Source organism: Paraburkholderia rhizosphaerae (assembly GCF_004366595.1).
Taxonomy (GTDB): domain Bacteria; phylum Pseudomonadota; class Gammaproteobacteria; order Burkholderiales; family Burkholderiaceae; genus Paraburkholderia; species Paraburkholderia rhizosphaerae.
Map to the genome: position 1 here is coordinate 81,631 of NZ_SORE01000029.1, position 12,747 is coordinate 94,377.

Annotated in this window: 11 protein-coding genes and 1 pseudogene; 4 read left to right on the plus strand and 8 right to left on the minus strand. The window is 60.5% G+C overall.

Annotated elements, in window-relative coordinates; all coding sequences use genetic code 11:
* Positions 1 to 48: 48 nt before the first annotated feature.
* From BX592_RS28650 to cueR, 3 genes are all read right to left on the minus strand, one after another.
* Complete coding sequence (locus BX592_RS28650; protein ID WP_134196676.1) at positions 49 to 402, minus strand: hypothetical protein; 354 nt, start codon at positions 400 to 402, stop codon at positions 49 to 51.
* Between the two features lie 183 nt (positions 403 to 585).
* Complete coding sequence (locus BX592_RS28655) at positions 586 to 732, minus strand: DUF3563 family protein (RefSeq protein ID WP_134196661.1); 147 nt, start codon at positions 730 to 732, stop codon at positions 586 to 588.
* A gap of 274 nt (positions 733 to 1,006) precedes the next feature.
* Entirely contained in the window at positions 1,007 to 1,441 is a 435-nt protein-coding gene (gene cueR, locus BX592_RS28660) for a Cu(I)-responsive transcriptional regulator (RefSeq protein ID WP_134196662.1), read from the minus strand.
* Between the two features lie 128 nt (positions 1,442 to 1,569).
* Between cueR and BX592_RS28665 the strand changes: the two genes are divergently transcribed.
* A complete protein-coding gene (locus BX592_RS28665) occupies positions 1,570 to 1,779 on the plus strand; it encodes a cation transporter (RefSeq protein ID WP_134196663.1) in 210 nt (69 codons plus the stop codon).
* A gap of 14 nt (positions 1,780 to 1,793) precedes the next feature.
* On the plus strand, positions 1,794 to 2,792 hold the full coding sequence (locus BX592_RS28670) for a dTDP-4-dehydrorhamnose reductase family protein (RefSeq protein ID WP_134196664.1): 999 nt from the start codon (positions 1,794 to 1,796) through the stop codon (positions 2,790 to 2,792).
* Positions 2,793 to 2,904: 112 nt separating this feature from the next.
* Here the strand turns inward: BX592_RS28670 and BX592_RS28675 are convergent, their stop codons facing one another.
* Complete coding sequence (locus tag BX592_RS28675; protein ID WP_134196665.1) at positions 2,905 to 6,054, minus strand: error-prone DNA polymerase; 3,150 nt, start codon at positions 6,052 to 6,054, stop codon at positions 2,905 to 2,907.
* 570 nt (positions 6,055 to 6,624) lie between these two features.
* On the opposite strand from BX592_RS28675, the pseudogene BX592_RS35060 reads away from it, so the two are divergent.
* A pseudogene (locus BX592_RS35060) lies at positions 6,625 to 7,250 on the plus strand (AEC family transporter).
* Positions 7,251 to 7,627: 377 nt separating this feature from the next.
* Complete coding sequence (locus tag BX592_RS28685; protein ID WP_134196667.1) at positions 7,628 to 8,656, plus strand: bile acid:sodium symporter family protein; 1,029 nt, start codon at positions 7,628 to 7,630, stop codon at positions 8,654 to 8,656.
* A gap of 318 nt (positions 8,657 to 8,974) precedes the next feature.
* Here the strand turns inward: BX592_RS28685 and BX592_RS28690 are convergent, their stop codons facing one another.
* The 4 genes from BX592_RS28690 to imuA all read right to left on the minus strand — a co-directional run bounded on the left by BX592_RS28690 (position 8,975) and on the right by imuA (position 12,407).
* On the minus strand, positions 8,975 to 9,907 hold the full coding sequence (locus BX592_RS28690) for a LysR family transcriptional regulator (RefSeq protein ID WP_134196668.1): 933 nt from the start codon (positions 9,905 to 9,907) through the stop codon (positions 8,975 to 8,977).
* Positions 9,908 to 10,066: 159 nt separating this feature from the next.
* Positions 10,067 to 10,189 carry a hypothetical protein gene (locus tag BX592_RS34945; protein WP_279589212.1) on the minus strand — a complete coding sequence of 41 codons (123 nt, stop codon included), beginning with the start codon at positions 10,187 to 10,189 and terminating at the stop codon, positions 10,067 to 10,069.
* Positions 10,190 to 10,276: 87 nt separating this feature from the next.
* Complete coding sequence (locus tag BX592_RS28695) at positions 10,277 to 11,770, minus strand: Y-family DNA polymerase (RefSeq protein WP_134196669.1); 1,494 nt, start codon at positions 11,768 to 11,770, stop codon at positions 10,277 to 10,279.
* On the minus strand, positions 11,700 to 12,407 hold the full coding sequence (gene imuA / locus BX592_RS28700; RefSeq protein ID WP_134196670.1) for a translesion DNA synthesis-associated protein ImuA: 708 nt from the start codon (positions 12,405 to 12,407) through the stop codon (positions 11,700 to 11,702). The genes BX592_RS28695 and imuA overlap by 71 nt, the downstream gene beginning before the upstream one ends.
* Between the last annotated feature and the right edge of the window lie 340 nt (positions 12,408 to 12,747).

Genomic DNA, 12,747 nt, shown 5'->3' on the forward strand with positions numbered 1-12,747 from the left:
CAAGCACAGATCTTAAGCGCGAATGTCGAACGCCGGCCCAAGGTCGTACTACTGCGGCTGCGGCGCGGGACGTGGCGGCTGCGGGCGCGGCCCGCCCGAATGAGGCGGCTTTGCACCGTTGGTCGGCAAATTGATGTATGGCGCCACGTAGATCGGCGTCGACGAATTGTACGGCGCGAGTTGTTCAGGCTGGGCGGCCGGCGCCGCTTGCACAATCGGCTGTTGGGAAAGAGGCGCGGTCTGCAACACCATGCCGCTTTGCCCGTCGCTGATGCCGTGTTGCGTATCGAGAATCAGCGGCTGTCCGCCTGCTGCGAACGCAGTCGAAGCCGTGAACGCCGACACCGATAACACCGAGGCCGCGGCGGTAATCACCAAACGAGTCGAACGGACCTTGAGCATAAGCGCTGAGCAGATCAGATTGCGATGGACGGTTGCGGTCAATGCAAACTCAAAAACCGCTTTACCTTACCGCAGTGGCAACGTTCAGACTAGTGAATATTAAGTGTACGGGTGCCAGAAACGACAAAGCCCCGCATGGCGGGGCTTTCTTCGCGGCGGCGAATGCTTCGCCGACAGGCTGACTTACAGCGAATAACCATTCGTTTCGAGTTCGCGGATCCGCTGCTCGAGTTGGACGATATCGGTCGACTCGGCGAGATACGCCTCGCGGCGGCTCTGTTCAGCAGTTTCGAACCAGTTGCTCAGTTTTTCGACGACAAACGCGATCATGATGCTTCTCCAAGGATCAGTATGAATCCCCGGTGGGTCGGACATCAGGGATTTCCCGTGAAAGGGTTAACCCGCATTATGACCGGTCGATGCGTTTGCGCCAGTGAAATGCCTGAATTCTGTGCATTCGAATCTGGAATAATGCGCCGCTTTTGTCAGCGTAAATGATTGATTTTGATCGAACTTTGACGTCCGCGGGAGCCGCCGGAAGGCTGGCGCGCCCGTGCGCACCAAATTTGTGCAAATAACCGCGATGAGCGTCATTGGACAGCGCCTATTCGTCGTGAGCGTGGCATCCGCTGTTGCTAGCCGGCTTCGAGCCGGTATTGGCGAGGCTTTCGATGATCGGACAATCGGGCCGGTCGTCACCATGGCAGTGATCGGCAAGATGAGCGAGCGTGTCACGCATTTGCGTCAGTTCGGCAATCCGCCGGTCGAGTTCGGTGACATGTTCAAGGGCAATCGCCTTGACCTCCGCGCTCGCCCGCGATCGATCGTGCCACAGAGCGAGCAGACGCCGGATATCGTCGACCAGGAAGCCAAGGCGCCGCGCCTGGCGGATAAAGCGCAGCGAGTGGACTTCCTGCGTCCCGTACACGCGGTACCCAGCCGGCGTGCGCGCCTTGGCCGCCAGCAAACCGACGCTTTCGTAATAGCGGATCATCTTCGCCGTAACGCCCGACGCGCGCGCTGCTTCGCCGATATTCATGCCGCTTGCCCTCTTTGATTCCGTGCCGTCCGATCCTACACCTTCCCATGCTGGGAAGCTCCACATGCCAGTTGGGGATCGGCAGGCATAATCCAACCATCCGTATCTCTTTGCAAAAGGAACCTGAAATGACCATCGAATTCAACGTGGAAGGGATGAGCTGCCAGCATTGCGTGTCGGCCGTCACCAACGCGATTCGCGAGCGCGACGCGGCGGCGCGCGTGCAGGTCGATCTCGCGGCGGGCAAGGTCACGGTCGAATCAGCCGCGCCGGTCGACTCGCTGAAGGACGCGATCGACGACGCAGGCTACACAGTCGTCGCCGTCGCGAACCGATGACGAGCGAGCCGCGTATGGTCAAGATCGCGCTGATCGGCGCATCCGGGCTGCTGGGTCGCGCGATCGCCCAGCGTCTGTCGCGGCAGACAGGCTGGCAGGTCGTACAAACTGCGTTTGCGCGCGCTCAGGCGCCACAGGTCGTACTCGATATTCGTGACGCGCAAGCCGTTGACCGCTTTATCGACGCGCAAGCGCCCGACGCAATCGTGATCGCCGCGGCCGAGCGCCGTCCGGACGTTTGCGAAAACGATCCCGCGCTGGCGCGCGCATTGAACGTCGATGCCGTGCGTGCAATCGCTCGCGCGGCGCACAGACATCGCGCGTGGGTGCTGTCTGTTTCAACGGATTATGTGTTCGACGGCACCCAGCCCCCCTATCCTCACGATGCGCGGCCCACGCCAATCAATGCGTATGGCCGCAGCAAGCTGGAAGGCGAACAGGCGCTCCTCGAGTCGACCAGTATGGGCTGCGTTTTGCGCTTGCCGTTGCTGTATGGGCCGATCATCAACTGGCAGGAGTCGGCGGTAACGAGCCTCGTGCCGGCGATCGCCGCATCGGCCCGCGCGCGCGCGGCTGCCTCCACGCAGATGCAGCCGGTCGCCGAGCGGCACGCTAGTCCGTCGCCCGCGAATCGAAGTCCGCGGCCCGCCGTGATGGATGCATGGGCAACCCGTTATCCGACCTTCACACCTGACGTCGCGTGTGTGATTGAGCAAATGCTCGAACGGCACGTGGGTGGTGCACCCGTGTGCGGCATCACGCAATGGTCGGGCGACGAGCCGATGACGAAATACGATATTGCGCGGCGGCTCGCCGACGCGCTGCAGATCGATGCGCGACTCACGCCGCAATACACGCCGGCCGATGCGACGCCGCGTCCACGTGACTGCCATCTGGATTCGAGCGTGCTTGAAGCGCTCGGCATTGGCCAGCGCACGCCGTTTGATGTCGCGATCCGGCAGGTTCTGTCCGATTTTCCGTGGCGCGGCGAAGCGGCACAGACCGCGGGATAACGCGCGCGATTTTCTCTAAAGCTGCCCGCATGCGTGGGCAGCGCCGCAACCAGCCCGCCCGCGTTCCTGAATGCGGAAACAACCGCGCCTCTCGCAACACGCCAGGCACGGTTCAGCAAAAATCCCGACTCGTCGACTGCAATCCACCCAGCAGATGCGACATATCGACAAGCCGCTGCGCAACGAGGTGCCGTACCTCGCCCTGACATTGCCAGACGCCGTACACCGCCAATAGCGACGCGCCCAGCAACTCCTTGCGCTGCGCTTCGACGAGCTTCGGCCATACGATCACATTGACATTGCCGGTTTCGTCTTCGATCGTCACGAAGATCACGCCTTTCGCGGTGCCCGGCTGCTGCCGCACCGTGACGATCCCGCAGCCGCGCGCGAGCCGGCCGCTGCGATATGTGTTGAGCGTGGCGGCCGGCATCAGCCGGTGTTCGAGCAACTGCGGTCTCAATAGCTCGAGCGGATGGCGCCCAAGTGTCAGGCCCGCGGACCGGTAGTCCGCGACAATGTCCTGTGCTTCCGAAGGCGCGCCTAGTTGAGGCGTCTCGTCGCTGACCGCGGCGGCGGCCAGCATGTCCTTGTCGGGCACCGCGGCGACCGATTGCCACAACGCCTCGCGTCGATTGCCGGCGAGCGTCGCCAGCGCATTCGCATCGGCGAGCACATGCAGATCGCGACGATCGAGCTGGGCCCGATGCGCAAGATCGTGCACGCTGCGGAATGGCCGCACCGCGCGTGAAATCTCGATGCGCTCCGCGGCGCCATCCTTCATTCCGCGCAACAGCGACAGACCGAGCCGCACGGCAGGACGCGCCTCTTCGTCGAGCCGCTCGAGCGATGCGTCCCAGCCGCTCACCGTGACATCGACCGGCAGCACCTTGACGCCGTGCCGCCTCGCGTCCTGCACCAGTTGCGACGGCGAGTAAAAGCCCATCGGCTGGCTGTTGAGCATCGCCGCGAGAAACGCCTCGGGTTCATGACACTTCAGCCAGCTGCTCGTGTACACGAGCAGCGCGAAGCTTGCCGCATGGCTCTCCGGAAAACCATATTCGCCGAAGCCCTTGATCTGCTCGAAAATCGCTTCCGCAAAATCCTTCTCATAACCGCGCGCGAGCATCCCGTCGACGATACGGTCGTAGTAACGCTGCAGGGTGCCTTTGCGCTTCCATGCGGCCATCGCACGGCGCAATTCATCGGCTTCGCCGGGCGTGAAGCCGGCTGCCAGAATCGCAACCTGCATCACCTGCTCCTGAAAAATCGGCACGCCGAGCGTGCGGCCCAGCGCGGCTTTCAATGCATCGCTGGGATAGGTGACGGGCTCGAATCCTTGCCGGCGTCTCAGATACGGATGCACGGCGCCGCCCTGAATCGGCCCAGGCCGCACGATCGCGACTTCAATCACGAGATCGTAGAACTGCGCCGGCCGCAAGCGCGGCAACATGCTCATTTGCGCACGCGATTCGATCTGGAACACACCGACCGTATCGGCGCGCGAAATCATCTCGTACGTCTTCTTGTCTTCCGGTGGAATCGACTGCATCTCGAAGTCCTCGCCGCGCCGCTGCGCGACGAAGTCGAGCGCGCGACGAATAGCCGACAGCATGCCGAGCGCGAGCACATCGACCTTCAGCAAGCCGAGCGATTCGAGATCGTCCTTGTCCCATTCGATGACCGAGCGGTCCGCCATCGCCGCATTCTCAACCGGCACGAGCCGCGTGAGCTTGCCACGGCTGATCACGAAACCGCCCGAATGCTGCGACAGATGCCGCGGAAAGTTGAGCAGCTGTGACGCCAGTTTTGCCCATAGCTGAATGAGTGGCGTCTGCGGATCGAGTCCCGACTCTTCGAAGCGCGCAAGCAGATCGCGGCTCGAGTCGAACCAGTGATGCGACTTCGCGACCTTGTCGACGATCTGCGAATCGATACCGAGTGCCTTGCCCGTTTCGCGCAGTGCGCCGCGCGGCCGGTAGGTCGAGACCGCCGCCGCAATCGCCGCGCGATCGCGGCCATACTTGTTGTAGATGTACTGAATGACTTCTTCGCGCCGTTGATGCTCGAAGTCGACATCGATGTCCGGCGGCTCGCCGCGCTCTTTTGAAATGAACCGCTCGAACAGCATGTTGCCGCGAGCCGGGTCCACTTCGGTGACACCGAGGCAATAGCAGACCGCGGAGTTAGCCGCCGAGCCGCGCCCCTGACACAGAATGTCCTGGCTGCGCGCATAGCGCACGATGTCGTAGACCGTGAGGAAGTACGGTTCGTATTGCAGATCGGCGATCAGTGCGAGTTCGTGCTCGAGCTGTTGCTGAACCTCGTACGGAATGCCGGACGGAAAGCGCCGCTGCGCGCCCTTGTATGTTTCATGCCGTAAATAGGCAGTCGGTGTGAAGCCTGCGGGAACAAGTTCGTCCGGATATTCGTAGCGCAGCGTCTGGAGCGAAAACGAGCAGCGCGCGAGCACGCTGATCGTCTCGCGTACCGTATGTTCGGGATAAAGATTGGCGATGCGCACTCGCGAACGCAAATGCTGTTCCGCATTCGGCGCAAGTGCGTAGCCGCACTCATGAACCGGCTTGCCGATGCGAATTGCGGTCAGCGTGTCCTGTAACGGCTTGCGCGAGCGCACGTGCATCACGACATGCCCGAGCGCCACGACCGGTACCTGCAGGCGATCTGCGACGTATTCGACCGAGCCGCGGTGAATATCGTCCATCGCGCGCTGATGCAGCACGAGGCCAACCCATGCGCGCTCCGGGAACGTTTCGTCGAGCCATTGGATTTGTGCTTCGAGCGCTTCCTCTTTCGCAGGGAATGCGGGCACCAGGATCGCGAGGCAGTCCGGCATGCCGCGCAAATGCGCTTGCTCGCGATCGGGCCGCGATAGATCGTGTGGCGTCAGCCGGTATTCGCCCTTCGGCGCGCGCTTGCGCGCAAGCGTGATCAGTTCCGACAGATTGCCGTAGCCCTCGCGGTTCTGTGCCAGCAGGATCAGCCCGAAGGCCGGCGCCCCGTCGGCATTGCACAGCTGGAAATACGAGCCGATAACGAGCGGCAGGCCTGTTTCTTTCGCTGCGACGTGCGCGCGCACGATACCGGCAAGCGAGCATTCGTCGGTGATCGCGAGTCCAGCATAACCGAGTTGCGCCGCGCGCTGCGCCAGTTCCTCCGCATGCGATGCGCCGTGCAGGAAAGTGAAATTGGAAAAGCAGAACAGCTCGGCGTAGGCCGGCAATGGGTTCAGCGTCGTATCCATCGCACGTCATCCGAATGGCCGCCCGGCAGGCAAATTCATAGGCCAGCCGCCACCATGTAACTCATTGGGCAATGCGAGATGGCCAGTATCAGGCACGCGCTGTTCCCCGAGGCCGACCTGTGAGGATCGCCACAGCGACGGAGAATTCGTCCCCGCATGGATAGGAGTGAGTGACATGGGCGCCAGAAATACCTGTATATCCATACAGTATCCTACACCGAAATTGCGGCTGGCGAACCGACACTTTTTCTGTTCGTACGACGCTCGTGCGTGCGCTCTGTCGTCCCCTCCGACGTCCTCTTTTCGCTGCTACGGCGATATTCGTTGACCATCGCGACAAGTCCAGCAAATTTATCGTGCGAACGGCTTCTTTCAACGTCGCTCACCTCCGCCCGACGTCGAACATCGAACGACGGCTGAAGCCAGTTCGTAAGCAATTCAAACTTATTCGTTTTGCTCTTTGCTTCAGACCTTCCGGCTGCAACGGCCTCACAAAGATAGAGGCATCAATGGAGACAGCGCAGCCTCGCCGAAAGCGCACTCGCGGCGCTGGTTTGCGCATTTCCCAGCATGGCCTATTCCGGCTTGCCCGTGCTCGAAGCGGTCGTCGGACAGCAAGGGATTCTCGCGGTAGTCATCGGCAATCTCGTCATGAGTATCGTGATGATTCCGCTCACGCTGGTGCTCGTGCAGATCGGGCAAGGCGGTAACAATGACGGGCAAGGTACCGGTGCGCTCATCGCAAAGAGCCTGCTCGACGCGGTGAAGCATCCGGTCGTGTGGCTGCCGTTGATCGGCGCAATTCTTGCCCTCTGCGGCGTTCATGCACCGTCGCTGTTCGAGCTGTCATTCAATCTGATTGGCAATCCGCGGCAGGCGTGGCGCTCTCCACGCTGGGTCTGCTGCTTTATGGACAGCGCCTGCGTATCGATCGCGCTATTGCGCTGAACTCATTGCTGAAAGATGTCGCGCAGCCGGCGGCCATGTTGGGCCTGGCTTTGCTGCTCGGCGTGCACGGCGCGCCCGCGCGCGAATTGTTCCTGACTGGAGCGATTCCGACCGCTACGGCCGCTTCGATGCTGGCACTGCGCTATCGCGTCTATGCAGATGAAGCGGCTGCTTCGACGCTCGTCGGGACAATCGCGTCGGTGGCCACCATCACAGTCGCGACCGCGCTTGCTGCACGGTTAGTCTGATCGCAACCGTTCGGCGTCGTGCGCACGAGCACGCGCGGACATCCCGACATCTTCCGTTTCAATCAATGCGGCCGGCTATCTCAAGAGGGTGCGCCGGATACGCTTGCCCGCGCTCCGGATTGCACGTCGATTAACGCAATTCACATGGTCCGCCGGACGCCGCTGTGCATTGCCCGCGACGCTATCACCGCGATAGGAATGTAAAACAGACTGCGTTAACCATTTCGCCACGCCTAACGATCCGCCCGTCACGTTGATTGATTGAAGATTGCCCGCGCCTTAACTTACGCGCATACACCAGTTCGTCTTCCCCTTCGTCGCTTTCGCGCCGGGCAACGGGACGGTGAAATGGCAACCAATCGTTTGCAGGAAAGGATATGACACTGCGCAAACTGCTTCCGGACAAGTTTACATTGGCACTGGTATGTACTGTTGCGTTCGCTTCGCTGTTTCCCTGTCGCGGATCGGCGGCCACCGTTTTTAATGGCCTGACCGACGCTGCTATCGCTTTGCTGTTCTTTCTTCATGGCGCAAAGCTTTCCCGTGACGCAGTCCTGGCCGGCGCGACAAACTGGAAGCTTCATGCCGCGGTCTTTGGTAGCACTTTCGTCCTGTTTCCGCTGCTTGGAATCGCACTGCATCCAGTACTAGGACACTTTGTGAATCCCTGGTTGTATCTTGGCATTCTCTTTCTTTGCACGCTGCCTTCGACGGTGCAATCGTCTATTGCGTTCACGTCAATGGCAAAGGGAAATGTGCCGGCGGCAGTCTGCAGCGCATCTGCATCGAGTCTGCTCGGCATCTTCATTACGCCCGCGCTGGTAAGCCTGATTATTGGCAATCACGCAAGCGGCGGCTCAGCGCTTGCCACCATCGGCGCCATCGTTCTGCAACTCTTCGTGCCATTTGTCGCTGGCCAACTGATGCGTCCGCTCATCGGTCGCTGGATAGATACGCGCAAAGAACTGCTGCGCTTTGTCGACCAGGGATCGATTGTGCTGATCGTCTATGTGGCATTCAGCGAGGCGGTGAACGAAGGCATCTGGCATCAGCTTTCCGCAGGCTCCCTGCTTGGCATCATCGTCGTCAACGCGATATTGCTCGCGATCGCTCTCTTATTGACGACATACGGCAGCAAGTGGCTGGGCTTTTGCGATGAGGACCGCATCACCATTGTCTTTTGCGGCTCGAAGAAAAGCATGGCGTCCGGGATATCGATGGCCAAGATACTGTTTGGCACCCATGCTGGTCTGATCGTGTTGCCGATCATGCTGTTTCACCAGATTCAATTGATGACCTGCTCTGTCCTCGCGCAGCGCTGGGGTTCGCAGACGAACGCTGAATCCCTTAAGGCTGGATCCCCGCGGGGCGTCACTCATGCGAAAGCGACGAGCGCGGTGCAATAGCGAAGCAACGCTGCGTGTCGAGGATTTTTTAAGGAAAACGAGTACATGATGAACCCGAAATCAATTGCTAAAGAGGGAACTGAAAAGGATCTGTCACGGAAGAGCGGTAAGCAAGGAAATGCAGTCGAGGTAAAGGGACAACCTGGTTTCGGGCAGCGGTCGCGGTGGGGCGAACATTCCAATTACGACTGGATGGACCACTTTAGCCTCCCCGATTCGCCGTTGTGGTAATGGATGCAAATTCCGGAACCTTCGTTGGTGGCAGGTCGAAATTCTCACGCCGCGGCGATCTCCTTCGATCGCCGATCCGATCACCGGTCAGGATCCAGTCTGATTTCGACTCCTTGCCCGCGCGATGGCCCGGCAAGCTACGCCAAGCTTCAGCAATGTTGGGTCGCGCTCGCGAATGCTCGAAAAGATCAAGCCGATTTTCTGCTTCATCCTGAAGCGGTCGCTCAACGGAATAAAACGGACCTTGTCGTTCAGAAGTCCTCGAACTCTCCCCGGCAAAAGGGTATATCCGACACCGCCGCTCACAAGACTGGTCAACGAAAATACATCACCGACTGTCATGATGACCGTCGGTGTCGCACCGGCCAGATGAAAAGCGTGATGAAATCCGTGATACGTTGCGAACCCTTCATCCAGCGACACAAAAGGTTCGTGAGAGCAGGTTTGCAGATCGATGGATTCGAGATCGGCGTATCGTGAACCGGCAGGCGCTGCAAAGTAAATTTCATCTTCAAACAGCTGAATCGACTGAAATTCCGCACCAAGCTCGGGGACGGCCAGCAGCGCTGCGTCCAGCGTCCCTTGGGTCAATCGTTCGATCAGCTCGGTGTTGGAGCCGAGCGTCAGGTCAACCTCTAACTCTGTTCCGCGGGCCTTGAGTTCCGCGATGATTGCCGGAACGGTCCCCAGGGTCAGCGAGTAGAGAGAGCCTAATCGCAGCACGGAGGACGAATAGCCAGCAACCTCGCGTGCCGTGCGAATGCCGACGGACATGGCTGTCAACACTTCGCGCGCGGTACTGGCCAGCGCTCTTGCGGCATCGGTTGGTATCAGTTGCCTTCCCTGATGATCGAACAGCTTGCACCGCATGCCTTTCTCCAACGAGTGCAACGCGCGGTGAACACTGACCGTACTGACGTCGAGCAATTCCGCGGCTTTACCCAGGCTGCCCCCCTCCATGAAGGCCAACAGAACCTCAAGCCGACGAAAGCTGATCTCCTCGTCGATTCTCTCACCCATGCTTTTTTACTCCGAAGTGGGGACGTTGCTCATTATGCTGCGGGCGCGGGATTGGTGCGGGGATGTGTTGGTCAGGTTCGTTGGTACGGTCGATCGTAATGATGGTGCGCGTGAACTCGCACTTGGGACGTGGCCAGTCTGTGCTTTGCATCGAATCTGTCAGCCGGGATGATGGTCATATTCATGAACCGGTGTGCCGATGCGCATTACCGTCGACGTGTGCTGCAACGGATTGCGCGAATGAATCGTGCGCACGACACGGCGCAATGCGATCGCAGGCACCTGCAAACGCTCCATGACGCGGTCGCGCCGGGCCGGTCAACGTTCATCGCATTCCCGCGTTGTATTTCGCGTCTGCTGCGTGTCCGTTCAACCGAACAGACCGTGCAGAAACCAGCGCTGCTCTACCTCGGCCGCGCGGCTGCTGACGCGCTCGAGATAAATCCAGTAACAGCTGCGGTCCTCGGCTTGCGCGACGTAGTAATCGCGCGTGATCAATCCGCCGTCGAACCAGCCGGCTTCGATGCGCTCGGCCGGCGACACCATCCGCAGCGGCGAGCCGTAAAACGGCCGGTTCTGACGCATGAGCAGGCGCACAGGTGTCTCCAGCATCCATGTCGGACGCGGCAACCCCTCCGGCAATGCGATCTTCTTTTCCGGGTCGCCCACCGGCACCCAGCGGTTCGCGATCTCCGGACGGTAATCGGCTGTCGGCGCAGGGCGTAACACGTTTTCTGCGCCTAGACGCGCGATCAGCAATTCAAGCAGGCGCGCGTGGTCTTCCGGCGTGCCGCCGGGCTCCGGGAAGAGATTATCGGTAGTGGGTTGTGCCGATGCGATTTTTGTCACGTCGAGCCGCAATGCAATGGCCGGCGCGGGCAGTTCCGCGCGATGCAATCGCTCCTTGATGAGCCGCAGCAGATGATCCTCACGCCATGCCGGTTCGCCGAGCGCGATTTCGATCGGAGTCGGCTCCAGTGCCTGTCTGCCCCGCTCGTGTTCGAAAGAGAGCGTCACAGCGGCCGCCGCCAATTGCTTCGCGCATAGCCAGCCGCATAGTTGTGCGAGCAACCGATGAGCGGCAAACACCGCGCCGTCTGCATGCTCGAGCCGATCAGGTAATTCGATGCGCGCGGCGAAAACAGGTGGCAGTTCGAGCCAGTCGAAGAGTTCCGGCGCCAAACCGAATGCGCGATCCAGCGAATCCAGCAGATGCTCGCCGCAACGACGTTGCAAACCGGCGCGCGGCAGACGACGCACGTCGGCAATCGATTCACAACCGAGCCCCGTGAACCAGTCGGCAAATGGGCGGATCTCCGGCACGGCATGCATCGGCAATGACGCCAGTACGCGTTCAAGTGATTTGAGTTGCAACACTCTTCGGCTACCTTGCTTCGCCAGTAACCAGGCGCCCTGGCCAGTCGGCGCGGCGCTAATGCGCGCGGTGAGCCCCAATGTATCGAGAAGCGTCTTCGCCTGCCGGCACAGCGACAGCACACCACCGAAGAGCCGCAGGCTCGCACCGACTTCGACGATAATCGTTGCCTCGTCGAGTAATGCGACATCGGGTGAGAACTTCATCAGCGCGATGCCGACGTCACGCTGTACCGCGTTTTCGCGCGCGATGTCGCGTTCGTACAGATGCGTCTGCGCAGACAATGTATTCGCGCCGGCGCGCTTCATGCCGGGACGCACGCCGGCCGCCCGGGCGGCACGATCGACGACGATCACCACGCCTTTCTCCAGCACGGCGCTGCCATGCGCCGCTCCGGACGCACCCTCACTCTCTCCCTTACGCAGCCACGTCGGCTGGAAGACTTCGAGGGGCAGCTTCGGCAAGTGGACGGCGAGAAAGACGCGCATAACGGGAATACAGAACAGGCGTGGGTTGCAGGGAAATCGACAGAGGCTCCGCGCGCAGAGGGCCTCGTCGCTTCACAATGTCGACCATCAGGCCTTCTGCGGCCGGCCTTAGCGCTAACCGCAATAGTGCTGGCGATGAATCTTGCGCGGCCGCGAGCGGTCGGACCATGACGAACAGCGTTTCGGAGGATTGGGCCGCCAGATGCAAACGCCGCAACGACGATGCTTTCGCATGCTGCGCCCACAGCAGCACCGCACCGCAACTGCCGGTCTGCAGAATCTGCTCGGCAGACCATAATGCGTCGGTGATTTTCGTCGCCCTGATCTGCAGCAGTCGTTCGAGTGACAGCCCGATGTGGTTCAACCCAGGTCCGTCCGGGATATGCGGCGGGTTAATCAGTACGATTGGCCGTTCATCGAGCAGGCTGAACGCAGGCCGCAGAAGTCGTATCTCGCCGACTCCCGGTTGCTCGACCAGCAAATCGATCAGTTCACCTGCCGGCCAACCGCCGCCCGGTAATTCCACAGACAGCACCGGGTAGCCCGTGTCGACCGTCTTCCCGCGCCCATGAGCAAGCTGGGAAGCTCGCCAGAGCGCCGGGTGGATCTCTTCGGCAGGGATAGCGGAGACGGGCATCGATCGTAGGAAAAACCTGTATATTTATACAGTATCCTACACTCGATTCAGACGCGCTGAAGGGGCATTTTTGAGATAGTCGGGAGGTTTGTCTGATGGAAAAGACGATGATTCGAACGCGTTTCGGAGAACGTGTCAGCGAGAAAGGATTGGTGGAAAACAGTTGATCAATTGATCGGCGCAATTGGACAGTGAAGGTCTGCACAACAGAGCCAGTGAATTTTTGGGGTGCTAACGATGAACGGCTTACCGTGCGGACGGAGGGTCAGTGTTTTCGGGCCGTAAACGCCGAAACCCCGCCTGGTGGCGGGGTTTGCGGTGTGCTGCTGGGGAGCCTGAC